22 protein-coding genes are annotated in these 26,520 nt (G+C 63.0%); 8 read left to right on the forward strand and 14 right to left on the reverse strand.

What is annotated here, in order from left to right:
- Positions 1 to 53: 53 nt before the first annotated feature.
- The 8 genes from JQ597_RS00815 to JQ597_RS00850 form a co-directional block, all read right to left on the reverse strand.
- Positions 54 to 923 (reverse strand): alpha/beta fold hydrolase, encoded by an 870-nt coding sequence (locus JQ597_RS00815; RefSeq protein WP_212261793.1) that lies wholly within the window; start codon positions 921 to 923, stop codon positions 54 to 56.
- Positions 908 to 2,710 (reverse strand): caspase family protein, encoded by a 1,803-nt coding sequence (locus JQ597_RS00820; RefSeq protein WP_212261796.1) that lies wholly within the window; start codon positions 2,708 to 2,710, stop codon positions 908 to 910. The genes JQ597_RS00815 and JQ597_RS00820 overlap by 16 nt, the downstream gene beginning before the upstream one ends.
- Before the next feature lie 230 nt (positions 2,711 to 2,940).
- Positions 2,941 to 4,149: an MFS transporter gene (locus JQ597_RS00825; protein ID WP_502754156.1), complete on the reverse strand. Its 1,209-nt coding sequence runs from the start codon at positions 4,147 to 4,149 to the stop codon at positions 2,941 to 2,943.
- 1 nt (position 4,150) lies between these two features.
- Positions 4,151 to 4,744, reverse strand: a complete 594-nt coding sequence (locus tag JQ597_RS00830) for a class I SAM-dependent methyltransferase (RefSeq protein ID WP_212261804.1) — start codon at positions 4,742 to 4,744, stop codon at positions 4,151 to 4,153.
- 189 nt (positions 4,745 to 4,933) lie between these two features.
- Positions 4,934 to 5,911 (reverse strand): N-acetyl-gamma-glutamyl-phosphate reductase, encoded by a 978-nt coding sequence (gene argC / locus JQ597_RS00835; RefSeq protein WP_212261808.1) that lies wholly within the window; start codon positions 5,909 to 5,911, stop codon positions 4,934 to 4,936.
- The gene (locus JQ597_RS00840; RefSeq protein ID WP_212261814.1) at positions 5,908 to 6,603 is read right to left on the reverse strand and encodes an FMN-binding negative transcriptional regulator; all 696 of its coding nucleotides are present in this window, start codon (positions 6,601 to 6,603) and stop codon (positions 5,908 to 5,910) included. The genes argC and JQ597_RS00840 overlap by 4 nt, the downstream gene beginning before the upstream one ends.
- A gap of 281 nt (positions 6,604 to 6,884) precedes the next feature.
- Positions 6,885 to 7,874 carry an MBL fold metallo-hydrolase gene (locus JQ597_RS00845; protein WP_212261817.1) on the reverse strand — a complete coding sequence of 330 codons (990 nt, stop codon included), beginning with the start codon at positions 7,872 to 7,874 and terminating at the stop codon, positions 6,885 to 6,887.
- Between the two features lie 215 nt (positions 7,875 to 8,089).
- Complete coding sequence (locus JQ597_RS00850; protein ID WP_212031317.1) at positions 8,090 to 8,620, reverse strand: DedA family protein; 531 nt, start codon at positions 8,618 to 8,620, stop codon at positions 8,090 to 8,092.
- Between the two features lie 289 nt (positions 8,621 to 8,909).
- Here JQ597_RS00850 and parE point away from each other — a divergent pair, with 289 nt between their 5' ends.
- The 5 genes from parE to JQ597_RS00875 all read left to right on the forward strand — a co-directional run bounded on the left by parE (position 8,910) and on the right by JQ597_RS00875 (position 14,374).
- On the forward strand, positions 8,910 to 10,967 hold the full coding sequence (gene parE / locus JQ597_RS00855) for a DNA topoisomerase IV subunit B (protein ID WP_212261822.1): 2,058 nt from the start codon (positions 8,910 to 8,912) through the stop codon (positions 10,965 to 10,967).
- A 323-nt stretch (positions 10,968 to 11,290) separates the two neighbouring features.
- Positions 11,291 to 12,055, forward strand: coding sequence for an outer membrane protein (locus JQ597_RS00860; protein WP_249133395.1), 765 nt, complete (start codon positions 11,291 to 11,293; stop codon positions 12,053 to 12,055).
- A 228-nt stretch (positions 12,056 to 12,283) separates the two neighbouring features.
- Positions 12,284 to 13,096, forward strand: coding sequence for an outer membrane protein (locus tag JQ597_RS00865; protein ID WP_212261829.1), 813 nt, complete (start codon positions 12,284 to 12,286; stop codon positions 13,094 to 13,096).
- A gap of 289 nt (positions 13,097 to 13,385) precedes the next feature.
- Positions 13,386 to 13,571 (forward strand): hypothetical protein, encoded by a 186-nt coding sequence (locus JQ597_RS00870; protein ID WP_212261831.1) that lies wholly within the window; start codon positions 13,386 to 13,388, stop codon positions 13,569 to 13,571.
- 32 nt (positions 13,572 to 13,603) lie between these two features.
- On the forward strand, positions 13,604 to 14,374 hold the full coding sequence (locus tag JQ597_RS00875) for an SDR family NAD(P)-dependent oxidoreductase (RefSeq protein ID WP_212261834.1): 771 nt from the start codon (positions 13,604 to 13,606) through the stop codon (positions 14,372 to 14,374).
- 84 nt (positions 14,375 to 14,458) lie between these two features.
- On the opposite strand, the gene JQ597_RS00880 is transcribed toward JQ597_RS00875, so the two are convergent.
- The 4 genes from JQ597_RS00880 to JQ597_RS00895 form a co-directional block, all read right to left on the reverse strand.
- The gene (locus tag JQ597_RS00880; protein WP_212261837.1) at positions 14,459 to 15,964 is read right to left on the reverse strand and encodes an outer membrane protein; all 1,506 of its coding nucleotides are present in this window, start codon (positions 15,962 to 15,964) and stop codon (positions 14,459 to 14,461) included.
- Between the two features lie 194 nt (positions 15,965 to 16,158).
- Positions 16,159 to 17,418 (reverse strand): FAD-dependent oxidoreductase, encoded by a 1,260-nt coding sequence (locus tag JQ597_RS00885; protein ID WP_212261840.1) that lies wholly within the window; start codon positions 17,416 to 17,418, stop codon positions 16,159 to 16,161.
- Positions 17,419 to 17,568: 150 nt separating this feature from the next.
- On the reverse strand, positions 17,569 to 19,098 hold the full coding sequence (locus tag JQ597_RS00890) for a caspase family protein (protein WP_212261843.1): 1,530 nt from the start codon (positions 19,096 to 19,098) through the stop codon (positions 17,569 to 17,571).
- A 132-nt stretch (positions 19,099 to 19,230) separates the two neighbouring features.
- On the reverse strand, positions 19,231 to 21,114 hold the full coding sequence (locus tag JQ597_RS00895; RefSeq protein WP_212261845.1) for a winged helix-turn-helix domain-containing tetratricopeptide repeat protein: 1,884 nt from the start codon (positions 21,112 to 21,114) through the stop codon (positions 19,231 to 19,233).
- Positions 21,115 to 21,273: 159 nt separating this feature from the next.
- On the opposite strand from JQ597_RS00895, the gene JQ597_RS00900 reads away from it, so the two are divergent.
- The 3 genes from JQ597_RS00900 to JQ597_RS00910 all read left to right on the forward strand — a co-directional run bounded on the left by JQ597_RS00900 (position 21,274) and on the right by JQ597_RS00910 (position 25,412).
- Positions 21,274 to 22,314 carry an AraC family transcriptional regulator gene (locus tag JQ597_RS00900; protein ID WP_349628766.1) on the forward strand — a complete coding sequence of 347 codons (1,041 nt, stop codon included), beginning with the start codon at positions 21,274 to 21,276 and terminating at the stop codon, positions 22,312 to 22,314.
- 316 nt (positions 22,315 to 22,630) lie between these two features.
- Positions 22,631 to 24,202 (forward strand): DEAD/DEAH box helicase, encoded by a 1,572-nt coding sequence (locus tag JQ597_RS00905; RefSeq protein WP_212261847.1) that lies wholly within the window; start codon positions 22,631 to 22,633, stop codon positions 24,200 to 24,202.
- Between the two features lie 142 nt (positions 24,203 to 24,344).
- Positions 24,345 to 25,412, forward strand: a complete 1,068-nt coding sequence (locus JQ597_RS00910; RefSeq protein WP_212261850.1) for a GGDEF domain-containing protein — start codon at positions 24,345 to 24,347, stop codon at positions 25,410 to 25,412.
- A gap of 73 nt (positions 25,413 to 25,485) precedes the next feature.
- On the opposite strand, the gene JQ597_RS00915 is transcribed toward JQ597_RS00910, so the two are convergent.
- Both JQ597_RS00915 and JQ597_RS00920 read right to left on the reverse strand, forming a co-directional pair.
- Entirely contained in the window at positions 25,486 to 25,935 is a 450-nt protein-coding gene (locus JQ597_RS00915; protein WP_212261853.1) for a TfoX/Sxy family protein, read from the reverse strand.
- Positions 25,936 to 26,088: 153 nt separating this feature from the next.
- Positions 26,089 to 26,493, reverse strand: a complete 405-nt coding sequence (locus tag JQ597_RS00920) for a HesB/IscA family protein (protein ID WP_212261855.1) — start codon at positions 26,491 to 26,493, stop codon at positions 26,089 to 26,091.
- Positions 26,494 to 26,520 lie beyond the last annotated feature (27 nt).

Raw genomic sequence — 26,520 nt, forward strand, 5'->3', positions numbered from 1 at the left:
CACAGCACGGCTTCTTCACGGAAGCGTGCCCTGTCAGGTCGTGCGTAGGTCCGTCAGGCGCCGAGCGCCGCGGCGATCTGAGTGGCGACATCGGCATCATCGAGATACCCGGCGATGCCGTGCCGATTGTCGGTGTGATTATTCACAAACGGGTAGTTCTTGATCGGCGGCTTGATAGCAAAATTCTCGGCATTGAGCGGATAGAGCGCGACGACATCGCGGTCATCGAATGCGTTGTACCAGTCCCGAATCCCGGTCGGCATCGTGAGCGGCGTTGCGAGCTTGTCGCGAATTGCGCGGATTCCAAGCGGAGATCCGACCGTGACGAGCCGCGGCACGGAGTTGCCGGCATGCTCTCGCAGCACCTCATAAGCAACGACGGAGCCAAGCGAGTGGGCGACAATTACGGTGGGCTCGTTCGTCAGTTGAGCCGCCACAATCTTGTTGATCTCGCGCCGGGTTTTGGAATCGTTGGCGTAGATGAACACGTCACGAAGCAATTGTCCGATGCTGTAGTTTGAAACGCCGGGGGTGCGGCGATCGATGACGCGAATGATGGCCTGAACCCATTCCCAGTTTTCCGGACCACGCGGCTGCGGTACCGGCCCCATTTCCTCTTCGACCTCGCGATGCGTAACCTTGTCATCGCTCCTGAGCTGGATCGCCACATCTTCCAGGAATGCCGCATATTCGTCGTTCATGGCACCGCCGCGTGTCGCGACGCCGTCGGCGGGAGGCAGGTCGTGACGCGCCAGTTGCTTCAGGAGTTCGTCGCCGTAGAAAGGTGCGTCGATCTGCAGGCCGGCTGGCATTCTGACGCCGATACCCGAGAATCCGCGGCCAAGCGCGGCCATCCACTCGTCCTCGATGACCTTCGACGACTTGCCTTCTTGCGCCCGGCCATGGATCAGCAGCAGTCGCATTGCAAATCGCCCCGCTTTATTGCCTCGCGTAAAAGCTCGACGCCTTGCGGCGCGAAAGTGGTCCATAGGGCCGGTAGCAACCAATCGCGTGCCTTGCGCATGGCATCCGGCAATTGGGCGTCTCGCACTGCCAGCAATGACCAGCCCTGCCGCAACATCGGACAGAACGGCAGGATCGGAAGATCGGTTGCGGCATCTGCGCCGGCTTCGCGCGGCCGAACTCCTCGGCGCGCCAGCATTGCAACGTCAAACAGTTCCGCGACCAAGTCCCGGCGCATGTACTCGAGTACCGATTCGACCTGATCGTCGATACCGGCACTGGCAAAGGCGTACGCGGCATACAGACCAAGCGCGGGATCGAATACCTTGAGTTGTCTTACATTGTTGGCGAATGCCTGTGCTTCCTGAGGCGCAATCCGAAACACGCCGAGGCTGGCGGCAGCCGCAACGGCGGCGCGCAATGCCTCTATATCCCGGCGCACGTTCTGGTACTCGCTCCACCGTTTGCTGTTCGTCGATGGCACGTAATTGACGTTGCTTACCCTGCCGCCGTCGACGAAGACGTGCCCGATGTAACCGCGCAATCCCGGCAACACCGTGCCGCTGCCGCCGTCGAATTCGATCAGCACGCTTGTCGAGGGAACGTCGATACGTGCCGGATGAAGGCGTACAAGTTGTGTTCCTAGAATTTCGGCTGGAAATTGCGGCGAGGTTGCCCCGACAACCTGCGCACCGGTCACCGCAAAGCCGGTCTGAGTCTCAAAATGGTCGACCGGGGCGTCAACCAGATAGCGGTCGATCGCGTCGGATATGCTGGCGCCATGGCCGATTTTCCGAACGGCCGCGGCCGCGTCCCGGGCACCCTGCCCCTGAGCAGCCGCTTCGATTGCCTGGAGTGCCAGTGCAGCCACCGACGGGACGGGCGCCGCACGCCGGAGACGTTTCCGCATGGCCAGTCGTCTTCGGGGACCGAGGGTCTCCAATCCCGAGCCCGTCTCATTCAACGGGCTGGTAACGCGCGCAACACGACCAACATAGGCCTGTACCGATTCCAGGATGAACTCCGGAGTTTGCCCTGCCTTTGGCATTTCTTCCGAGGCCGCATCCTGGACCCGTTCGTAAATCAACTCCTTGAGTTTACGGTTTGTCACAACCTCGATGAGTCCGCCGTTCTCCGGGACCTTATCGATGAAGGCCGGCGGCGGATTGAGATAGCCCGCCATAAACACCTTCGTGAAGATGCCTCCCAGGCGCGCGTTGTCGTCCGCCTTCGCGGCTTCCACCGCCACCAGCGACGGCAGCGTTGCGAACACGCGATCGATCTCCGGTCGCGTACGCCGTTTAAGCGGCACGTTGGGAAAGATCGAGCCGCCATCGACGCGGCTATCCTGCATTCGCGAGGGGATCGACCGGCAGGCGTCCGAGATGAACACCACGTTCTTGAGCCCGCTTTCCCGGGCCGCCATCACCGAGGCTTCCACGGATATCGCTTCGCTGGCGTTGTTCGGAGCGCCCGAGAGCAACCAGATTTCCGAGCTGCCGTTCTGAAAGCCATGGCCGGCGAAGTAAAAGACGACCTGCGAATAGGTGGCCGCGTCAACGACGCGATCGACCTCGTTAAAAATGCTGGCGAATGCCACCGGCCCCTTGTCGTCAGTGAAGGTCCTTACTTCAAAACCTTGCTTGGCGATCCAGTCGGAAAACGCCTTGGCGTCGTTCACCGCGCCTTGCAGAGGCGCAGGCGCTTTCGGTTTGTTGACCCCGATGACGATCGCAATACGCGACATCCTGCCCCCATCCGCCACGGCTGTGTGCCATGACGCGGTGGGTCATTCAACTAAAGGTCGCAATGCCGGTCAATACTGGCGATCGTCGAATCACGGGAAACAGCGCGATCTGCTCAAGTCCCACCACCGGTGTTCCGCCACCCTGGCCGTCACCGTCGGCTGCCCCGCACGGGCCGTGCTGGCGCTGGCGATCTTCCACTGCTTCTGATACCGGCACCCCCCTATCCCGATCAGTTCGCGGCCATCGCCCCGGTCGTCGGACGCAATTTCCTGAGCCAGAGCAGGATCAGGAGAGCCCCGCACGAACATGCCATCGCAAGGCCAAGCAGCGCGTTGCTGCCGAAATTCGTCAGCAAGCCAACAAGAACCGGAGGCGAAGCTGCGGAAATGAGGTTGAGCGGCAGCGCAATGCGCGAGGTCGCCTTGGCGAATTCGGCCTGGTCGTAGAACACCAAGGGTATGGTCGCCCGGGCGACCGCGAACGCGCCGCTGCCCATGCCATACAGCAGAATGAAGGCCGCGATCGCCCAATGCGATCCGCCGCCGATCATCAGCAGAAACATCGCCACAGGGATAGCTGAGCCGGCAAACAGCCCCGTCGTGATCCCATCCCACCGCCCGCCGCCAAGAAAATCCAATCCCCGGGCGCTGACCTGGATCACGCCCAGCATCGAGCCGAAGGTAACGGCCGTGGCCGGCGACAGGCCCTCCACCTTCAGGAGCTCGATCAGCACGGCGCTGAATCCGAAGGCGACGAATGCATTGAGCGCGAGCGCAGCCAGGATGAGCAAGAACGTGCTTTTTTTCACGATAGGTGACGTGCCCGCCGGCTGCGCCGCGAAAATCGCCTCATCTTTTGGTTCGGTTCGACGCGGCAATCCGAAATAATAGAGCGGAAGGCACAACAGCAGCAGCATCCCGGAATAGACCAGACAGGTTCCGCGCCAGCCCATAACGTCTGACAGAAACGACGTGGTGGGCCAAAAAACACTGCTGGAAAGCCCGGTCACCAGCATCATGGCGCCGATGCCGCGCTTCGCATCCCGCCCGGCGATCTCGTTGAGCATGATGTAGGCGGCCGTGGCCAGCGTGGCGCTGCCGGCCGTGCCGAGGATCACCCACGCAGCGAAAAACTGTATCGGGCCGTGTGCGAGCGAGAGCAGGACGAAGCCTGGCGCACCGATGATGGTCCCCGCGATCATCACCCGGCGGGCGCCAAATTGCGTGAACGGCCTTGCCAGGATCGGAGCGCACAGACCCATCAGGACATAGAAGATCGAGTTGCCGGCAAACACCGCCGAGATGTCCATATGGAGATCGGCGGCGACCTGCCCGCCCACGACCGCAAGAAGCCCGATCGTGCCCCATCCGATTACCTGAGCGATCGCGAGAACGATCAGAACGCGGAAAATTGTCTTGCCGGACTGAAGGACCATCAGATCAGGGGCTTTTCCGGGCCACGACAAACAGCATCGGGGCCCACTGGTTGTCGAAGCCCATGACCTCGCCGGTCTCGATCTCAAGTGAATTCCAGTTGCCCGCGCTGGCGTAGGTTTCGCGCAGCCAATCCGGCGACGGGTAATTGTAGTAGCGGCCCAGCGTGTCGCGGCCTTCGGCGTCACCGGTCTTGAAGCTGGCAAAGAAAGCGCCGCCGGGTTTCAGCGCGCGCCAGATCAGCGATAGCACCTGCGTTAGTTCATCGCGCGGAACGTGCAGCAGGCAGGCATTGGCCCACACGCCGTCATAAGTCTCGACCGCGTCGATGCCATGGAACAGCAGCGTCCCGACCGGGCGGCCGAGACGGCGCGAGGCCACCTCCGCCATTTCCGGCGATCCATCCGTCGGCGACACGTCAAAGCCCCGCGCCAGCATTTCAGCGGTGTCGCCGCCGGCGCCGCATCCGAGTTCGAGAATGGCAGCACCAGGTGGAAGCAGCGAGACGAACGCCTCCAGCCTTGCCCGACGCGAGGTGATCTCGCGCGCCGCGTAAGCCTCGGCATGGCCGCGGTAGAATTGAAGCGTCGCCTCGTCCACGAATTCCTCTCGCTGTCGGCGAGGCTCAGCATCAGCCGCGTGTTGCGGTAAAACAGTAGACCCGCCTTCGCCGGACGCAACTATGGATTCTGCGGTTCTGGGATGCGCTCGCAAGCCCCCGACGGCCGAACGGGCAGCGCCGGCATCGCGCTGATGGCGTGATGCCGGCTTGAGCGTAAGGCTTTGGGCCTAACTGTCGGCCAACCCGAGCATCAGCCGCATGTTCTGCACGGCGGCTCCGGAGGCGCCCTTGCCGAGATTGTCGAGACGCGCGACCAGCACGGCTTGCGGATATTGCTCGCTCGCGAAGACGTACAGTTCGAGCATGTTGGTCTCGTTCAGCGCCTCGGGTTCGATGCGTCCGGTTTTTGACGTCGCGTATTCGAGCGGCATCACGGAAACATATTTGCTGCCCGCGTACCGCTTTGCGAGTGCGGCATGCAGTTGGGCGCCATCGGGCTTGGCCGGAAGCGCGTCGAGATGCAACGGCACCGACACCAGCATGCCCTGCCGGTAGTTGCCGACCGACGGAACGAAAATAGGCCGCCGCGTCAGGCGCGAGTAAAGCTGCGTCTCCGGCAGATGTTTGTGCTCGAAGCCAAGGCCATAGAGCTCGAAGGACGGCGCGGTGCCGGCCTCGAAACTTTCGATCATCGACTTGCCGCCGCCGGAATAACCGCTGACGGCATTGATGGTGATCGGATAGTCCGCCGGCAGCAGACCGGCATCCACGAGTGGCCGCAGCAGCGCGATCCCGCCGGTCGGATAGCAACCCGGGTTTGAGACTTTCCGTGCGCTCCGGATCTTGTCGGCCTGGTCAGGCGCGAGTTCCGCAAAACCGTAGGTCCAGTCGGGCGCGACGCGAAACGCCGTCGAGGCGTCGAGCACCTTGGGTCCCTTGGCGCCCATGCCGTCGATCAGCGCCACGGTTTCCTTCGCCGCATCGTCCGGCAGGCAGAGGATCACGAGATCCACCTCCTCCATCAGCGCCCGCTTGGCGCCGGCGTCCTTGCGCTTGTCCTCGGCAATGCTCTTCAGCGCGACGTCGCCCTGCAGGCGCAGCCGCTCCTGAATACCAAGGCCCGTCGTTCCGGACGCGCCATCGACAAAGATGGTGGGCTTCCTGGTGTCGCCGATCGTGTGCGGCTTGATATCGGTCAGGGTCATGGCGCGTTCCTTTCAAGCGTCGTCGCTTCGTTCGTTGCTGCTGTGTCGGTAATGTCGGTCATGAAGGCCTGCGGGCGCGCCGCGCGCATCAGACCTGCGATCTCGGCTGCATCAGCGTCACCCTGCGACGCCAGCGCGTTGCTGATGGCGGCATAGTCGGTCTCGGATTTGTGCTGGTTCAATTTGAAGCTGCCCTCGATCTCCTCAACCGTCATCACCAGACCCACGATCGCCTTCTTCATGGCGTCCAGCCGCCCGGCCGTCATTTTCGACGACAACCAGGGCTTCTTCGGCAACAGCCAGTTTTCGAACTTGGCGCTGAGCGTCTCGATCTGCTCGGCCAGTTCGTCGTCGGACAGTGCCCGTACCGTGCCTGTCAGGTGCACGGCCTGGTAGAGCCAGGTCGGCACTTGATCGGGCGAGACGTACCAGTCGGGCGACACATAGGCATCCGCGCCGTTCACGGCCAGCAGCCAGGACGAGGTCCCGCCGGCGAGCTTTACCAGCGGATTATGACGGGCAACATGAAACAGCGCGCGCGGCGTCCCGTCATCGGCAAAGCCGAGATAGAACGGCAGCGGTGAGGCAATCGGCTTGGCGCCATCCCACGCGCAGACGAGGCCAAAGCCGCGCGCTTCCGCAAACGCCAGGCTGGCGGTACGGTCGGGCTTGAACGGAGGCGGCGTATACATTTCAAACTCCTGCTTGACGTAGGAGCCGCCAGATCAAACCGCGTGTCTTGAAGGGAAAGAGCCGCGGATCGTATCCGGCGGCAGAGGCGATGATCTTAAACGCAGACAACCGCCCATACCGCGACAATGCGGCGGCGGCGGGCGATGATGCTGGTCGAAGCGTTGATCATGGGCGTGCCTATAGGGCCGCGCGGTTCCATCGTCAAGCCAAAACACCGGGCTAGAACACAAAGGCCGCCCCGAAGGGCGGCCTTTTGCTCGATCGTTGGGGCAAGGAAAGCCTAAATCACCGGGTTCCAATGCGCTGGCACCACGCGATACCCACTGCCGTCCTTCTCCACATTCCCAAGGCCCGGGAACGGATAGTGGAAGCCCTGCACCATGAGCTTTTCCGCCACGACCATGTCGTAGGTCTTGCGCCGGGCCTTCTCGGCCATGGCGGCGTCCTGGTCGAAGAAGGCGTGCCAGCCCGGATTGGCGGCGAAGAGATAGGGGATGTTGGTGACATCCGACTGGACGAACACCTTCCCCGAACCCGACGACAATACATAGGAGGTGTGACCCGGGGTGTGGCCGGCGGTTTCCACGGCGAGCAGACCAGGGACAACGTCCTTGCCCCACTCGTACGGTGTCACCTTCTTCTTGAGGCCTGCGTCGAAAACGCGACGGGCATTCGCGAACACGCCCTTCATGCGTTCCGTGGTCTGCTTGCCCATCTCGCCGTCGTCCATGAAATATTTCCATTCAGTGGCGGGCACCAACACCTCGGCGTTGGGGAATGCCAACACGTTCTCCGCGGTCAGAAGTCCGTTGATGTGATCACCGTGGAAATGCGAGATCACCACCATATCGACGGACTTCGGATCGATGCCGGCCGCGGACATATTGGTTGCGAACTGGCCGACCGCGCCCTTGCTGGAAGCGAAGGCGCCCGGGCCGTTACCGGTGTCGAGAACGATCAGCTTGCCGCCGGAGTTGATGACCAGCGGTCCGAACTGGATGCTGACCTTGTCTTTCGGCATGTGGGCTTTCTCGAGCGCCGCGGCGACCTCCTCCTTCTTCACGTTGGTGATGAAGCTATCGCCGAGCGCAAACGTGTTCACACCGTCGGAAATGACGGTCACCTGCGCGTCCCCCACCTTGTAACGATAGAAGCTCGGCGCCTGTTTGTCGGCCATCGGCGCGGCCGCCTTGGCCGGCATGCTGGGCAACAGAGGCGAAGCAGCGAGAGCCGCGGCACCGGCGAGTGCGTAACGTCGTGTCAAATCCATGTGATGTCCTCCAGTGAGACGATGAATGCGGTTCGCGGGATTTTCCGCTTATCGACGTGTCCGTGTGACGTGTTCTCGGCCCTGGTTGCCGCCGCTTCTACCAGCCCTTAAGTGCTGGCGCGATGACGCCGGTGCGACGGCAGGCAGCCCGGTGTTCCCCATCATGAGAGCTAACCCCTGCCCCCGGCGGCTTATTCCGGCAGGGCGAGCTTGCGTCACAACAACCGCCACACCCATTCGATGATGTGCGCGATCACGTCGCCAAACAGCAACAACGCTGCCGACCAGACCAGCGCGGAGACGAAATTGGCGATCTGGAATGGCCAATACGGCATCTCGAAAATGCCGGCTGCGAGCGGCACCGACGCCCGCAGCGGTCCAAAGAACCGCCCGATGAAAATGGAGGGCACGCCCCACTTTTTTACAAAGGCCTCGCCGCGCGGCAGGATTTCCGGATAGCGCGACAGCGGCCAGATCTGAGCGACCTGCTCCTTGTATTTGAAGCCGAACCAATAGGAGACCCAGTCACCGAGCCCCGCGCCAATGCCGCCGGCAATCCAGATCGGCCAGAAGTTGATGCCGCTGACGCCCATCAGGGCGCCGATCGCGACCAGAGCCCCCCAGGCCGGAACGACCAGTGAGACGAACGCCAGCGATTCGCCGAACGCCAGCAGCAGCACAACCGGTGCTGCCCAGGCCTGATGATCGCGCACGAAATCAGCCAGGGCGCGCGCAAAATCTTGCATCCCTTAAACGCCTTCCCAGCCCCAATCCGGCCATTGAATCAAACCCGCGAGCCCATGGCCTTGGAACAGGTACGCCAGCCCGTTGCGTGACTTCAAGTCACAAAGGCGGACGCGGTGCGTGATTTACCCCCTCTCCCGTGTTCCGCGCCTGACAACAGCACTTATCTCGTGGTACGGCCGGCCCGAGCGGTTGCAGCGTTCGGCCCGGCCGTCACTTTTTAAGCCCATCCGTGGCATAGTCAGACAGATCGATTCGCTGCGCCAGGTTGCGCGCATCACATGAAGAACCATGCCCAAGCCATTGAAAACAGCTGCCAAAACTAAATCCGCCAGCGACTTGTTCGGGGCCGATGAATCAAAGGGCCGCGCCTCGCTGAAGGTCGCCGCCAGGTCCAACAGCGCCGAAGCCGGCTATACCGCGGCCGATATCGAGGTGCTCGAAGGTCTGGAGCCGGTCCGGCGCCGGCCCGGCATGTATATCGGCGGCACCGATGAAAAGGCGCTGCACCATCTGTTCGCCGAAGTCATCGACAACGCCATGGACGAGGCGCTGGCAGGCCATGCCTCCTTCATCGAGGTCGAACTCGGCGCCGACGGCTTTTTGACCGTGACCGACAATGGCCGCGGCATTCCCGTCGATCCGCATCCGAAATTTCCGAAGAAATCCGCGCTCGAAGTCATCATGTGCACGCTGCATTCCGGCGGCAAGTTCGACTCCAAGGTCTATGAGACCTCGGGCGGCCTGCACGGCGTCGGCGTCTCCGTCGTCAACGCCCTCTCCTCGCTCCTCGAGGTCGAGGTCGCACGCGAACAAAAACTCTACAAGATGACCTTCGAGCGTGGTCATCCCAAGGGCAAGCTCCAGGAGCTCGGCAAGATCAACAACCGCCGCGGCACCACCATCCGCTTCAAGCCCGACACCGAGATTTTCGGCGCCAAGGCGGCCTTCAAGCCGCAACGGTTGTTCAAGATGGCGCGCTCGAAGGCCTACCTGTTCGGTGGCGTGAAGATCCGCTGGCGCTGCGATCCTGAATTGCTGCGCGGCCTCGAAGAGGTGCCGGCCGAGGACGAATTCCACTTCCCCGGGGGTTTGAAGGATTATCTGGCCGCCGCGATCCATGCCGACACGCTGGTGCACCCGGATATCTTCTCCGGCAAATCGGGACGCAACGGCGCCCACGGTGCCTGCGAATGGGCGGTGGCCTGGACGGCGGACGCCGACGGCTTCCTCTCCTCCTATTGCAACACCGTGCCGACGCCCGACGGCGGCACCCACGAATCCGGCATGCGCAGCGCGATGTTGCGCGGCCTGAAGGATCACGCCGAGCGCATCGGCCAGGGCAAGCGCGCCGCTCCGATCACCTCGGAAGACGTGATGGTGGGCGCGGCCGTGATGCTCAGCGTGTTCGTGCGCGAGCCGGAATTCCAGGGCCAGACCAAGGACCGCCTCGCCACCGCCGAGGCCCAGAAGATCGTCGAACAGGCGATCAAGGACCCGTTCGACCACTGGCTGTCCGGCAATCCGCAGCAGGCCAACAAGCTGCTGGATTTCGTCGTCGAGCGCGCCGACGAGCGGCTGCGCCGCCGCGCCGAGAAAGAGACCTCGCGCAAGACCGCAGTGAAGAAGCTGCGGCTGCCCGGCAAGCTCGCCGACTGCACCAACACCGCGACCGAAGGCTCCGAGCTGTTCATCGTCGAGGGCGACTCGGCCGGCGGCAGCGCCAAGCAGGCGCGCGACCGCAAGACCCAGGCCGTGCTGCCCTTGCGCGGAAAGATCCTCAACGTCGCCTCCGCCGGCAAGGACAAGCTCACCGCCAACGCCCAGCTCTCCGACCTGATGCAGGCGATCGGCTGCGGCACGCTCGCGCAATACCGTGAAGAAGATTTGCGCTATTCCCGCATCATCATCATGACCGACGCCGACGTCGACGGCGCCCATATCGCCTCGCTGCTGATCACTTTCTTCTACCGGCAGACGCCGCGGCTGATCGACGAGGGCCATCTCTATCTCGCAGTGCCGCCGCTCTACCGGCTCACCCACGGCGCCAAGACGGTCTACGCCCGCGACGACGCCCACAAGGACACGCTGCTCAGAAGCGAATTCAACGCCAATGCCAAGGTCGATGTCGGCCGCTTCAAAGGCCTCGGCGAGATGATGCCGGCGCAGCTCAAGGAAACCACGATGGACCCGGCCAAGCGCACCCTGCTGCGCGTGGTGCTGCTGGCCGACGACCGCGAAGGCACCGCCGATTCGGTCGAGCGGCTGATGGGCACCAAGGCCGAGGCCCGATTCGCCTTCATCACCGACAAGGCGGAGTTTGCCAGCGAGGATCTGCTGGACGTCTGACCTCCGGGGTGATTTCGGCCGACGCCGCGCGATTATCTGGACTACCGGCCGGTTTCGGCGTGTTTCACCCCATGAGGGCACCTGATCGTGCCTATTTTTCAGGCTCTTTCCCGCGGTTCCTTTTCGAGCGGATGTGCTCTCGCCGCAACAGCATTTTAGATGGAACCGCGTATATTCCCGTCACTGGGCTTATGGAATCGGTGCAAGCGCACCATTTGGGCGGTCGGTTACGACGCTTAATTTTGAGGGTTTGGACAATGAAGAAATTGGTGCTCGCTCTGACCGCTATGGCAGCGTTGACTGCCCCGGCTCTCGCGGCTGACATGGCTCCCCGTTATGCCAAGGCTCCGGTCGCGGTTGCCCCGGCCGTAAGCTGGACCGGCTGCTGGATCAGCGGCGGTGGCGGCTATGGCATCTCCCGCACCGACCGTTACTCGCGCGACGGTGCCGCCCCCTTCGGCACCAACGTCCTCGGCGCCACCTCCGGTTCGGATGGCTGGCTGGCAACGGCTGGCGTGGGCTGCGACTACCAGTTCAGCGGCCGCTGGGTTGTCGGCGCTTTCGTCGATGGCACCTACTCCGACATCAAGGGTGACCACGCCTGGCGCGTGTTCGGTCCCGGCGAAACCTTCGTCGGCGAAAACAAGATGGATTGGTCCTGGGCTGTTGGCGGTCGCATCGGTTATCTCGTGAACCCGTCGTTCCTGACCTATTTCAACGCCGGCTACACTCAGGCGCACACCGAAGCCTACAATCTCCGGGAGACCGTCGCGGCGTTCGGCGCAACCGGCCTTCAGGTTCCGGGCCGCACGTTTGACGGCTTCTTCGTCGGCAGCGGCTTCGAATATCAGCTCGACTTCCTGCCCGGCCTGTTCGTGAAGAGCGAAGGCCGCGCCTCCTGGTATGATCGCGGGGACTCGAGCCTCACCTGCCAATTTGCTGGTACGCGGTGCGCCGGTGCCGGCGTCGCCCCGTTCAACCTAGCCAACGGCGGCAACATCGACTCGCGCAAGTTGACCGTCTACACCGCGAAGACCGAGCTGGTCTATCGCTTCAACTGGGGTGGCCCGGTCGTCGCCAAGTACTGATCTCTGCTAAATCAGCAGCTCAAAAGCCCCGGCATCGTCCGGGGCTTTTTTGTGCTCAAGACAGCCAACAGGTTAAGGGCAGCTGATCGGTTTCTCCAGGCGTGTGGCCGCTCTGCAACAGCATTTCAGGCGGAACTGCGTATAGTCCTGACACTGGGTTTCGGGAATCGGTGCAAGCGCACCATTTGGGCGGTCGGTTTACGACGCTTAAGATTGAGGGTTTGGACAATGAAGAAATTAGTGCTCGCTCTGACCGCAGTTGCGGCATTCAGCGCCCCGGCTCTCGCAGCCGACATGGCCCCCCGCTATGCCAAGGCTCCGGCTCCGGTGGCGATGGCTCCGAGCTGGACGGGCTTTTACATTTTCGGCGGTGGCGGCGGCGGCGTCTGGGATGCCAACGGAGGCGTCGATGCTACCGCGACCGGTACTTGCATTATTTGCACGAACACCCGGACGGGTGGTGATGGATGGTTCGGCACTGTCGGCGTTGGTTATGACTGGCAAGCGAGCCCATCGTGGGTGTTCGGCGTGTTCGGCGACGGCACGTTTGGCAGCCTCAAGGGCAATATCGGCGATGCGGGCGTGATCGGCGCAGGTTCGATTACCGGGGGTATCGTCGGTACCACCAAGATGGAAACCGCCTGGGCCGTCGGTGCTCGCCTCGGCTATCTCGTCGCCCCGAACGTTCTGTCCTACGTCAACGCCGGTTACACCGGAACGTATTGGACGGGCAGCACGCTGCTGAATTCGGACACCGGTACTGCTTCCGGTCTGCACACCGATCGCTTCAACACCGGTGGCGCGTTCGTCGGCGGCGGCGTCGAGAACAACCTGAACATCTTCGGTATCACCGCGCCGGGCTGGTTCATGAAAACTGAATATCGCGCTGCCTATCTCGACAGCAAGCGTCTCTCGGAACGCCTTGATGGCACCAACGCCCTGTTTGGCCGCGATATCACGTTCAAGCCTTTCGTGCAGACCATCAGCACCTCGCTGGTCTACCGCTTCAACTGGGGTGGCCCGGTCGTCGCCAAGTACTGATCGACATATTGATCTCTGCTAAATCAGCAGCTCAAAAGCCCCGGCATCATCCGGGGCTTTTTTGTGTCTGGTTGCGTGAGGTCGTTGCCGCGCCCGCATGCTCCTGGCCCGAGTTGCAGTCTTGAGCTGTTGGTAAGCGCGGCGCAGCCTGCCCCCGATCATCAGTCTCCTGATCATTTCCGCCCTTGCCGAAGCCGCCCGCATTGTATTCGATCGACAGCCTCGGTCGGCCTCGGCAATGGTTTCCGGGGACGCCGGTCAAGCCGTTCAAAAGCGGCGGGGAGTATCCATGGCCAGATTGCTCTTGATCGTTGGCTTTCTGGCGCTCGCCGTCGGCCTGCTCTGGATCGGCCAGGGCACCGGCGCGATCACCTGGCCGCAATCGAGCTTCATGATCAACCAGCTGCAATGGGCGGGCTATGGTGCCGTGCTCGGCGCCCTCGGCCTGATCCTGATCTGGCAAGGCAAGAGCTGATCGCGGCCGATAACAACAACGGGACAACAACAATGAAAACAAAACTGTTCGATCTCAGCGGCAAGGTCGCCATCGTCACCGGCGGCAATGGCGGCATCGGCCTCGGCATGGCGCGCGGGTTGGCGGACGCCGGAGCCGCGATTGCGGTTGTCGGGCGCAATGAAGCCAAATCGGTTGCCGCGGCCGCCGAGCTCGCGCGCAACGGCGCCAAGGCGATATCGGTAATCGCAGATGTCACCGACAAGGCGGCGGTCGATGCCATGGCCGCGCGCGTGGCCGGCGAACTCGGCCGGATCGACATCCTCGTCAACAATGCCGGCATCAGCATCCGCAAACCGCCGCATGTGCTCGATCTCGCCGAGTGGAACAGCGTGATCCAGACCAACCTAACCAGCGCCTTCCTGGTCTCGCAGGCGGTCTACCCTGCGATGAAACAAGCCGGCGGCGGCAAGGTCATCAATATCGGTTCGATGATGTCGATCTTCGGCGCCAGCTTTGCGTCGGCTTACGCTGCGAGCAAGGGCGGCATCGTGCAGTTCACCCGCGCCTGCGCGGTGGCCTGGGCCGCGGACAACATCCAGGTCAACGCGGTGCTGCCGGGCTGGATCGACACCGATCTCACCAGGGGCGCCCGCGCGCAGATCGACGGGCTGCACGACAAGGTGCTGGCGCGCACGCCGGCAGCGCGCTGGGGCGTGATCGACGATTTCGCCGGGATTGCGGTGTTTCTGTCTTCGCCCGCGTCCGATTTCACCACCGGCACCGCGATCCCGATCGACGGTGGTTTCTCGGTCATGGGATAGCGCCCGCGTCACGCTGAAGTACTTCCGCAACGAAAAAAGCCCCGGACGATGCCGGGGCTTTTTCAGCTGCTGATTGAGCAGAGATCAGTACTTCGCAACGACCGCACCGCCACCCCAGTTGAAGCGGTAGACCAACTGGCTGCGAACGGTGTGGGTGTATTTCTCGGAGTCGATCGAGACACCAGTCGGCAAGCCCGTTGCAGTGATCCGAATGGGATTGGTCGCCACATCGAACTCCGAGAAGCGATACTCGTTTTTCCAGAACAGGCCGGGCAGGAAGTTCAGCGCATATTCGTCGCCGGCGCCGATGAACCAGCCCTTGTAGGTGCGCTTGTCCGTAAAGAGGCCGGCCGGAACACCGAAGGGGGCAGAGATGCCGGTAAAATCAGTGCGGTCGAAGGTCGCTTCGGTATAGCCGACCGAGACATAAGTCAGAAGGTTGGGCAGCGCCAACCAACCGAGACGGCCGCCAGCCGACCAGGCCGAACTCATCTTCTCGTCGCCAACGCCGTTAACACGCTGCGGATTGAGATTTCCCTTGAGGCTGCTGAAATCGTAATCGCCGAAGGCGCCAACGACAAAGCGCGCGCCTGCAGCGCCCAGCTGGTAGTCGCAGCCGCCTTGCACCGTTCCAAGATAGCCACGGCCCCCCGTGGTCGCCGACTCGCTGAACCGGGTCCGGGGCGGACCGTCATCGTAAGTGGTGTTTTCCTGGTTCCAAAGGCCATAGCCGCCACCGCCGCCGACATAGCACCCGGTCCAGTTCACCACTGGCGTGGGCGAAGCTGGACCCTTGGCGTAAGTCTTGGCTGGGGCCGATCCGCCCCAGTTGAAGCGGTAGACCAGCTCGCTCCGGACCGTGTGGACGAATTTCTTGGAATCCTCTGAGACGCCACTTGGCAATCCAGTTGCGGTCAATCGAATGGAATTAGTTGCCGCGTCGAATTCCGAGAAGCGATATTCGTTCTTCCAGAACAGGCCGGGCAGGATATCCAGTGCATATTCGTTGCCGGCGCCGACGAACCAGCCCTTATAGGTTTGCTTGTCCAGGAAACGATTGGCTGAAACGAAGGGCGGGAAGTTGAAGCTCAAATTGGTGCGGTCGAAAGTCGCCTCGGTATAACCGGCCGAGAAATAGGTCAGGAAACTGGGGCTGACCAGCCAGCCGAGACGGCCGCCGACCGCCCAGGCCGAACTCATCTTTTCCTCACCAACCATAGAGGCACCGGAGGGAGCAAGCGTTCCCTTGAGGCTGGCGAAGTCGTAATCGCCGAAGGCGCCGACAACAAAGTTTCCACCCGCTGCCGCGAACTGATAGTCGCAACCGATCTGCACCGTTCCGAAATAGCCGCGACCGCCCGTCGTTACGGTATCGCCAGCCGGAATGGGGGGCGGGCCGCCGCCGAAGGTCGAGTTTTCCTGGTTCCACATGCCGTAACCACCGCCACCGCCGACATAGCAACCGGTCCAGTCTGTCACCGTTACGGCCATTGCTGGTGCCTTGGAATAGGTGCGGGCGGGAAGATCCGCCGCGAAAGTCGGGGCGGCAAATGCCGCAACCGTGGACAGGGCGAGCGCCAGTTTCTTCACTTTGAATAATCCCCTCTATCAGAGTTGGGGAGCGTACATCGACAACCGAAATCCCGACGTGTCCCGGCTGGCACCGGGCTTGTCGCCGTGGGCACTGCGAGGGCTGCAACGTCGCGAGCCAGACGGATTGTCGCTTACTGTGGCGGGGCCGCTACAGAGACGCCGCGTGATGTCGTAGCCGCAGCCAGCTTGTTTTAGTGTTCCGCGGATGCCGGCGACTGCACATGCTCGGGCCGGACGCCGAGCCCGATGAAGCGCGCCGTGATGCCCTGCAGCCATGGCACCGCCGTGATCAGGCGCATCACCAGTGGCGCTTTCAGCGGCTTATTGCCGGGCTTCAGCGCGGCGCTGACGATGTTGTCTTGCGCCACGACCTGCATCCGCTGCGTCATCCGCACCGGGAATTCGCGGCGCTGGCGCACCGCGTCCAGTTCGTCCTCCGGCGGGCAGCCGTTGACGAGCTTGGCCGCCAGAAGGTTGGCGGTCGCGACCGCGTCCTGAACCGCAAGATTGACGCCGACGCCGCCCATCGGCGACATCGCATGCGCGGCATCGCCGATGCACAGCAAGCCCGGCCGCGTCCAGCGCGGCAGACGGTTGATCGCAACCGTGAGCAGCTTGACGTCATCCCAGCTTTTGACGTCGGCAAGGCCGGATTTGAGGATCGGTGCGACCCGCGCGACGTCGTCCAGAAACGCCGGCAGGCCCCTCGCCCTGACGGCGTCGTACTCACCCTTGGCGATGATATAGGCGCATTGCCAGTAATCGCCGCGATCGAACATCACCATCATCCTGCCGGGCTCAACGCGCGCAAACAGGCTTTCGGTTTCATTCGCGCGTTTTCCCGCGCGGAACCACAGCACGTCCATCGGCGCGCCGATTTCCTCGACCGCAAGGCCCGCGCGCTCGCGCACCAGCGAATGGCGGCCGTCGCAGGCGACGGTGAGATCCGCCTCGATGTCGATCATGCCCTCCGGCGTGTTTGCGCGCACGCCCGCGACGCGGCCGCCGTCCTCAATTAGATCGGTCGCTTCGGTGCTCATCATCACCTTGAGCGAGGCAAACCGCTTGCCGCTTTCGCGCAGGAAATTCAGGAAATCCCATTGCGGCATGAAGGCGATGAAGGGGTATTTCACCTTGAGCCGGCTGAGATCGGCGATCCGCACCGATGCGCCGCCGAACAACCCTTCCATCTTCTGCAGCCGTTGATGCGGCAGCTTCAGGAATCCGTCGATCAATCCGAGTTCGTCCATCACCTGCAGGGTCGAGGGATGCACGGTGTCGCCGCGAAAATCGCGAAAGAAGTCGGCGTGCTTTTCCAGCACCACGACATCGATCCCGGCGCGGCCCAGGAGATATCCGAGCATCATACCGGCGGGCCCGCCGCCAACGATGCAGCAGCGAACCTTCATCGTGCGCCCCGGGGGCTGCCGCGAAAAACTGCCTGCGTCCATGATCGACCTCCGAGCGGATTGTAGCTCAATCGGACGACGCTGGCTGGATTAGAGCCTTTTCCGTTCCGATGGAATCGGAACGGGGCTCTAGATTCTTGATTTGACGCGTTTTCTCGACGCGAACCGGTATCCACTTCGCTCGAAAACGCTTTAGCGTCGGAAGCTCTTGATCTCGGACACGCTGCCGTCGCGGTAGACCAGCTCGACCGAAACCGACTTGGTCGCCGGCGCAAGCTTGAGGTAGGGCTGCGCCTCGCGCGGGATGACGCTGGGATCCTTGGGATCGCACGGCGGCATTTTCAGGACCTGGTCGGGCACGGCGCTGTCGATGCCGACGCGCACCTCGCGGATCGCACAGCGGTAAGACATCAGATGGGTGTAATAGACCAGGAGCCCGTTGAATTCACGAAACGACAGCCAGCTGGTCGCGGTCATGTCGAGTACCTTGCGCTGGTCGCGGATCAGCGCCGCCTCGGGATCGAAGCGGATCGGAAACGGCCCCTGCACTTCGCCATTGGTATCGACATAGCGCACCTGGATCGTGGCGGCCGGCGCGTCGGCCGGAAGCTCGATCGACGGGTTCGGCATCCGCTTGCGGGTCCGCGGATCGAGCGTGTCGATGAAGCCGGTCTCGCGGAAATCGCCGGCCTCGCCCATCCGCCACGAAATCCCGAGCGTCGGATCGGCGATCGAGAACACCACGGTCCAGCCGCTATTATGGCGCGAGAACATCGCGATCGGCGCGTTGACGGAATCGTTCGACGGCGCCAACCGGTGCACCGGCGGCAACGCTGCAACCTTCTGCAATGGCTCCGCAGGCTTGGCGACGGCAGCCTCGGGCGCGGCCTTCGCCGTGCCGCTCAGGAATACGTCATCGACCATCTGGTCGAAATAGACCGGGATCTGCTTGTGGCGCACGGTCTCCGCCAACTCGCTGACCAGCCGCCGCGTGCGTTGCGCGACCTGCACGAGGTTGACGCCTGGCTGCGTCAGTTCCTTGGTAAAGGTCCGGGTGAACACCGAATTGGGATTGGCATCGTCGTTCGACAGGCGGTCCAGCGCGGTCTGCCGCGGTCCCGCTGAAAATATCGAGAACACGCCTTCCGGCAATTGCGTCATCGGCGCGAGGCCGCCACCACCGGCGACGGCGCGGGTGCCGGAGCGCTCGAACGGATTGTTGCGGCAGGCGTCGAACACCAGAATGGCGGTTCGCGCGCCCTTGTTCTGCAGGCGCTCGATGATGCGGTCCGCGAGGATGGAAGCGTCGCGCACCAGTTCCTCCTGGCCTTCGGTTGCCGCCGGCACGTCGGTCGGCAGCAGGAAGTTCTGGCCGGCGATTTCAAAGCCGTGGCCCGCATAGAAGAAGAACGCGGTGTCGCCCTTGCCGACCGCCTTGTCGAACGCGAGCAGGCTCTGGCTGAAAGCCTGGCGCGTCTGGTTCTCGGCGACCATGACGGTGAAACCGAGTTGCTTCAGCGTATCGCCCATGGTGCGGGCGTCGTTGACGGCCTTCTGCAGCTTCGGCACGTTCCGGTAGTCGTTATTGCCGATCACCAGCGCGACGCGTTTTTCGGCATAAGCGGGGGCAGCGAACGCCAGCAACGAGGCGACAATGCCGAATGCCAGTCCGGAAAGCCGCCCGGCTTTGGACCGCGCCTTGGGCCGTAACCAGCTCGTCATAATCAGTTCCCCGCAATGATGCGCGGCCGCGCGGGACCGCTTTTGTCGTAGTCGATAAAGCCACGCCGGCGGTTCAATGCTGCAGGCAGGACCAGAGCCCCATTTCCGCCACGTAAGTCAGATGCGAGACCGCTACTTCGCCGCCATACCAAGCGCCAGGAGAGTATCCTCCACACGCTTGGCAGCTTCGTTATACACGGGGCTGGCATTCCTGGGATCAAGCCTGATGTTGGCGACCGTGGAGCCGGGCCGCAGTTCCATGGTCTTGGCCAAGGCTGCCTTGGCCTCGTCCGTGCGGCCCGTGCGCTGGTAGGCAATTGCCAGCACCGCATGCGATCGTCCGGTGGCCGGCGTGATCGCAATCGATTTCGTGAGATAGGGGATCGCCTCTTCGTCGCGGTCCATCACCACCAAGGTCAGCCCTGCTCCCAGCAGCCAGGTCCAGCGCGCCGTTCGCGGCGTATCGAATTGTTCGGCTAATTTGAACGTCGCCAGCGCGTCCTCGAACCGCCCGAGCCGAAGCTGCCCGAGGCCCAGGTTGTAGATCGCGAGCCCGTCCCAGGGATCGAAGGTCAACACCCTGCCGCAGGCCACCAGGCTTTCGATGAACTGGTTTGTCGTGTTGAGAAGGCGGCAATACGCCTCCAGCACGGGGATGTAGGTCGGCTTCGCCCGCAGCGCCTGCTCGAGCATCGACTGCGCGGCGCGTTGAGTCTCGGCAACATCGGCCTTGTTGTACCAGGTCATCTGGATGCCGCGCAGCAAGTGCGCGGCCAACGCGGCGGCAAGATCGACATTGCCGGGATCGGCCGCGATGGCTTTCTCCAGCATGGTTTGCGCGGCCTTGAAACGCTCCGGCGTTGTCTGGTTGATCGAGGCCATCGCCTGCTCGATAACGACCTTGGCGGCGCCGCCAGCCAGTTCGTCGTCGGTCGCGGCCGGGCCGGCATTGATCATCGCATTGATGCGAAGCGCCAGCGGATGGCCGACGCCCGCGGCGAGCCGGATCTGCTGAAGCGTCATGTCCGACTTCTCGATGCCGACCGAAACCGAGTTGCTCCAGCGTACCTCGCCAGTGGCGCCATTGCTCATGCGCGCCTGGATGGTCCAGGCCCCGCCTTCCAACCGTAACTCGCCGCTCACCACGAAGTCGGCCTCCGGGTGCGCGGCGACGGGCTGGGGCACCGCCGAAGCCGTTTGAGATCGCGGCGCCAGCACGCGCAACTTGTCGATCCTGGCCAAGCCGTCGGTGAGCCGGTCGGTCACGTCCCCCGCCATCTCGGCAACCAACTGGCTATCACCGACGCCGACGATCGGCATCATGGCGATGGTCGGAGACTTTCGTGGGAACATGGAATCGGGCGTGAGCACCGGTGCTGCGGCGGCAAGGCTGACGGCCGCGCTGAGGCGGTCAGCCACGCTCGCCGCCAACTCGGCAAGTTTCTGGCCCTCACCCACCCCAACGAGCTGCTCTGCGGCAACGGTGGGGGGTTTTCGCGCGAAGATGAAATCGGGCACGAAGATCGGCGCGGCGACGGCTAGGCCGATGACAGCACCGAGCCCGGCCGCCGTCGCAAGCGCGGCGCGCAAGCCGAAGCGGAGCCGTTTCCGGACGGGCTCTGCCGCGAGCTTGGGTGACGCCGCGGCGACAGGATCGGCGTCGGCCGTCGCGACCGGAGGCGGTGCTTGATCAGCCGCGCCAAGGCCGCCCGGCCCGGCCGTCACTTGCCCGTCGAACAGGTAGCCGCGGCCGGAAACCAGCTTGATCAATTGGCGCTGGTCGTCGCCAAGCGCGGCGCGGATTTCGCGGACGCATTGGAAAAGGCTGTCGTCGCCCACATGGACGTTCGGCCAAATCGCGTCAATCAGGTCCTGCTTGCTGAGAACGCGCCCGGCGTTGGTCACAAACAGCTGCAGCATGTCGAAGGATTTCGGGCGCAGCCGGATCGCTTCGCCACCGGGCCCGCGGAGCCTGGCGCGTTCCGGGTCAAGTTCAAATCCGGCGAAACAGAGCAACTTATGTCCGCAATCTTCTCAGGGCTGGTCTGCGCACAGCGAATATCAGAGAAATTTCAGAAAGTCACCGCCGTCCCATCAGGACCGGGTTCCTCCGCCGTGGCATGATTCCCGAGTGATTTGTCGCACCGCGGCATATCTTGGGGAGGAGTGCTGGGGGTGGCTATTTCGGCTTTAAGAGGAGCGGCATGTCTGGCGCCGGTCGCCTATGCCCCTCCTGGAGATCAGGGTACCTCTGTCTTTAAATGGTCCACCGATCAGGTCGATCCGAAGGAGCGCTTCGACTATTGGCGCGAGGTGCGCTCCAAGGGGCTTTTTGGGGCGACCGCCGAACTCGACCGGGAGCACCGCCCAAAGTTCTCCGGAGAATTCTCGCTTCGAAAGATCGGCTCCGCGGGCCTGATCGGACTGCGCGCCTCGAGCTATCATGTCGAACGCAGTGCGACCGATATCGCCAACGCACCCAGCGACAGCCTTTGCATCTGCCAGCAGCTTGGCGGCGGCGGCTGGTTCAGGGTCCGCAATGTCGATGACTTCCACGTCGCCGGCGGAACGTTTGCGACGAGCTATTCGGATCTGCCCTACCACACGGTCCCGATCGCCGCTGAAGGCTTCGATCTTCGCATTCTGAAGGTACCGGTGGCCGACATTCTGCTGCCGCTACCCGGCCTGCACGACCTCGTCCCAAAACCGTTTACCGACCGCGCCACCCTCACCCCGCTGCTGGAATCCTGTTTCACCGACCTGACCGAAGCGGATAACGACAGCGATCCGGCGACAACGAAGGCGCTGGTGCAGGCGCTCACGCACCTCACATTGATCGAGCGCGGCGTTGTCCGGCCGACCAGCCGGGTTGCGCAGTACGCGGTTCGGGCCGGCCGCCTGTCACTGGCGCGGCGATTGATGGCCCGCCACATCGCCGAGCCGCAACTGTCGCCAGCGTTCGTCGCAAGTCAGCTCGCGATCTCGGTTCGTCATCTGCACGTGCTGTTCGAAGAATCCAGCATGAGCTTCTCGCAAACCGTCACCGCGCTGCGCATCGAGCGAAGCCGCCGCCTGCTCCGCGAGGCGCCGGCCATGACCATTGCCGAGATCGCCTTCGCCAGCGGCTTCGACAGCCTCGCAACATTTTATCGCGTGTTTCGCGCGGTTCAGGGCATCACGCCCGGCGATTTCAGGGAAGCGGCGACAAGGAAATAGGGTATGAGCGCGCGACCGGTCGCGCCGCAGCAGGCTCGGCAAGCTCGACGCATTTGACCGCCAAATGGCGGTTTGGCCGTTATTTGTGCGAAAACATTAAGCTTTTTCGGCCATTTGGCTGGTTCCCAGATTGACTTTGGCCGTTTCGCGCCTATGTTCCGGCCAACGCGGCCCTGGATCGACACGCGATTCCCCTGGGTTAGCCGCTCGTCAGCGTAAGTCAGAGCCCCCAGCTTTTTAAAGCGCGCCGTTTCGGGGTTGAACGCGACAGCCTTATTACCCTCGATTCCGAACGGCGGTGTCGACTAGAGGCTCAATGTCTTTTTCCCATCTCGGACTTTCCGACAAGGTTCTCGCCGCTGTTGCGGCCACCGGCTACACCACCCCTACGCCCATTCAGGAACAGGCGATCCCCCACGTTCTGGCCCGCCGTGACGTTCTCGGCATCGCCCAGACCGGCACCGGCAAGACCGCTGCATTCGTCCTGCCCATGCTTACCATGCTGGAAAAGGGCCGCGCCCGGGCACGGATGCCCCGCACCCTGATCCTGGAGCCGACCCGCGAACTTGCGGCCCAGGTCAAAGAGAATTTCGACAAATACGGCATTGGCCAGAAACTCAATGTCGCCCTGCTGATCGGCGGCGTCTCGTTCGGCGATCAGGACACCAAATTGACCCGCGGCGTCGACGTCTTGATCGCGACCCCGGGCCGGCTGCTCGACCATACCGAGCGCGGCGGGCTGCTGCTCACCGGCGTCGAACTCCTGGTCATCGACGAAGCCGACCGCATGCTGGACATGGGCTTCATTCCCGACATCGAACGGGTCTGCAAGCTGGTCCCGTTCACGCGACAGACCCTGTTCTTTACCGCGACGATGCCGCCCGAAATCAGCCGCATCAGCGAAGCCTTCCTGCACAATCCCGAACGTATCGAAGTCTCCAAGCCTGCGACCACGGCGGTGGGCGTATCTCAGTTCCAGGTCGCCTGCGGGCGCGAGGTGCACGAGAAGCGCGAGATCCTGCGCCGCCTGCTGCGCGACGCCAAGGACCTCCAGAACGCGCTGATCTTCTGCAACCGCAAGCGCGAAGTCGCCGTCGTCTACAAGTCGCTGCAAAAGCACGGCTTCAGTGTCGGTGCCCTGCATGGCGATATGGATCAGTCGGCCCGCACCGCCGCCCTCGACCAATTCCGCTCCGGCGAAATCCCGATACTGGTGGCCTCCGATGTCGCCGCCCGCGGCCTCGATATTCCCACCGTCAGCCACGTATTCAATTTCGACGTGCCGCATCATGCCGACGACTACGTCCACCGCATCGGCCGAACCGGTCGCGCCGGCCGCGCCGGCACCGCGATCTCGATCGTCACATCGCTCGACACCAAATCGCTGGCCGCGATCGAACGGCTGATCGGAAAATCCATTCCCCGTGCGGAAGGCGACTATTCCGTGCGATCGGAAGCGTCAGGGGATATCGACCCGCCGCGCGAGGCGCGCGGCAGAGAAGGCTCTCGCGGAGGCTCCCGCCACGGTGCGAAAGAAGGCTCCAGGGAAAGCGTCAAGGAAGGTTCGAGAGAAGGTTCGCGTGGCGGACGCAAGCCGCGACGTGAGCGCGAGCCGCGCCACGGTGAGCGCGAGCCGCGCCACGGTGAGCGCGAGCCGCGCAACGGTGAGCGCGAACCGCGCCACGCCAAGGGAGGCGAGCGCAACTCCGGCCCGCAGCCGCCGGCAGCGACCGAAGCGTTCACGCCGCCAACGCCGGCACCGGCCTCCCGCGTACCCTCGATCGGCCGGGCCGAGCCGCGGCGCGCCCAGCGCGAGGTCGAATCCGAGCCTGCCGATCACTCGCATCTTCCGGCGTTTTTGCTGCGTCCCGTGCGCGCCCGCGTTTAACGCGTTCAACGCCGTCCACGCGGTGAACAGGGTACAACCCTGTTTACCGGGCGTTCATTCTCCTCCCTTAACTTCACGGCGATAATTTTAGTTATTGCCTGCTGGGCGGCGCGAAGCGTTGCTCGCTATTAGGGACGGATCAGTGGTGAAACTGCTGGACGAACACGAACGCACGCTGGCTTTCGCCGAAGTCGCGATGGGCCAGATCAAGTCGCTTCGGCAGACCGCCGTGCCTCGCAACTATGAAATCTGGTACGTCTACGCCACCGGATACAACGCCCCCCTCAACAAGATCATCAACGAGACGCTGGCGCGCAACGGCAGGCTCAGCGAAGCCGACCTCGAACAGATCTACGAAACCTACCTCTCTCACATCAAGACCTCCGACCGCATCGACAAGGTCGGCGCGCGCGTGATCGGCGAGATCGACGACGTAATGACGCTGATCACCGAGGCGCTGGGCATGTCGGCGAGCTACGACGCCAGCCTGAGCGGCGCCAGCCAGAAACTGTCGACCGCGCAGAACCGCGACCAGATCAAGGCTGTGGTCGACCAGCTGGTGAAATCCACCCGCGAGATGCGCGACACCAACAAGGCGCTGGAGAACCGGCTGTCGCTGTCGAAGAGCGAGATCAGCAATCTCCAGCACAGCCTGGAAGCCATCCGTGCCGAGAGCCTGACCGATCCGCTCACTGGCCTTGGCAACCGCAAATATTTCGACCGCTCGATCGAGATGGCGGTACAGGCGGCGCTGGTTACCGGCGAGCCGTTGTCGCTATTGATGTTCGACATCGATCATTTCAAATCGTTCAACGATTCCTACGGCCACCTCACCGGCGATCAGGTGCTGCGTCTCGTCGGCATGTCCCTGAAGCAGACCATCAAGGGACAGGACATCACCGCGCGTTATGGCGGCGAGGAATTCGCGGTCGTGCTGCCCAACACTGCGCTGCGCCAGGCGCTGACGGTTGCCGATCACATCCGCCGCGCCGTGATGGCGAAGGAATTGAAGAAGAAATCCACCGGCGAAATCCTCGGCCGCGTCACCATCTCTGTCGGCGTGTCCATGCTGAAACCGGACGACGACACGGATTCACTGATCGAACGCGCCGATGCCTGCCTCTACGCCGCCAAGCGCAACGGCCGCAACCGCGTGATCTGCGAAGTCGACCCCGAATTCGCCGACGACCAGCGCAGCCAGGTGGCCTGACGTTCAGCCCTTCATGGTGAGCCCGTAGGTTGGGCAAAGGCGTTCTTATGCCGTGCCCACCAAGGTCCGTTCCTTATCTGGATTGGTGGGCACGCTTCGCTTTGCCCACCCTACGAGTTGCCGGTTTCTTCTTGGCCGCCGGCTTTTTCACCACAGCTTTCTTTGCAACTTTCTTCGCGGCCTTGCGCGCCTTCGGACGCTTGCGCAACGCGGCGCGCTGCGCGGCGGCCAGCGCCGCCCTCGCCCAATTGCTCAGTTCCTCCGAATCGTCGAACAGCCGCGCCGGCAATTGCCAATACGAATTCACGGTCACGGTTTTGGTGCGGGTTTGATACGAAAACGGCTGCGATCCCTCCGCCTCGAACAGCGGTATCGTCGTCTCATCTGCCCGGAAATACAGCCCAGCGCGCAGCGCGAGTGCGAAGTTGGTGCCGTCAGCGGAAATGCCGAAGCCGGAAAACATCCGGCGGATCGTCACCGGACCGAAATCAGCAAACAGGTCGATCAGGAAATCGCGATCCATGCTGGCTTCAACCTCGACATTAGACCCTCATGGTGAGGAACGCATCTTTGCGCGTCTCGAACCATGCGGCCCGCGATCCCGCTTGCAGCCATCCTTCGAGACGCCGCGCAAAAGCGCGGCTCCTCAGGATGAGGCCGGAATGCCTGTCAAGGGTTACACTTTCGCAGCCGTCAGCTGCACCGACTCGCCGCAACCGCAGGCGGAGACCTGGTTGGGGTTGTTGAAGATGAACTGGGCCTGCATCTTGTCGGCCTTGTAGTCCATTTCGGTGCCGAGCAGGAACAACACGGCCTTGGGATCGACCAGGATCTTGACGCCGCGGTCTTCGACCACCTCGTCGGTGGGACGGACGTCATGGGCGTATTCGACCGTGTAGGATTGCCCGGCGCAGCCGCCGTTCTTGATCCCCACGCGCAGGCCAACGATCTCGGAATCGGCGCGCTTGGTCAGTTCCGTGATGCGCTCTGCCGCCGCCTCGGTCAGTTTCATGATCTGCGGGCGCGGCCGCGGCTTCGGCTTGGCGGCGGGTGTGGGTGCTGTGGGCGTCATGTCATTCATGTGGTCAATCCCAGCGGCAAATCAATG

The sequence above is a fragment of the Bradyrhizobium sp. AUGA SZCCT0177 genome (assembly GCF_018130125.1).
In the GTDB taxonomy this organism is placed as follows: domain Bacteria; phylum Pseudomonadota; class Alphaproteobacteria; order Rhizobiales; family Xanthobacteraceae; genus Bradyrhizobium.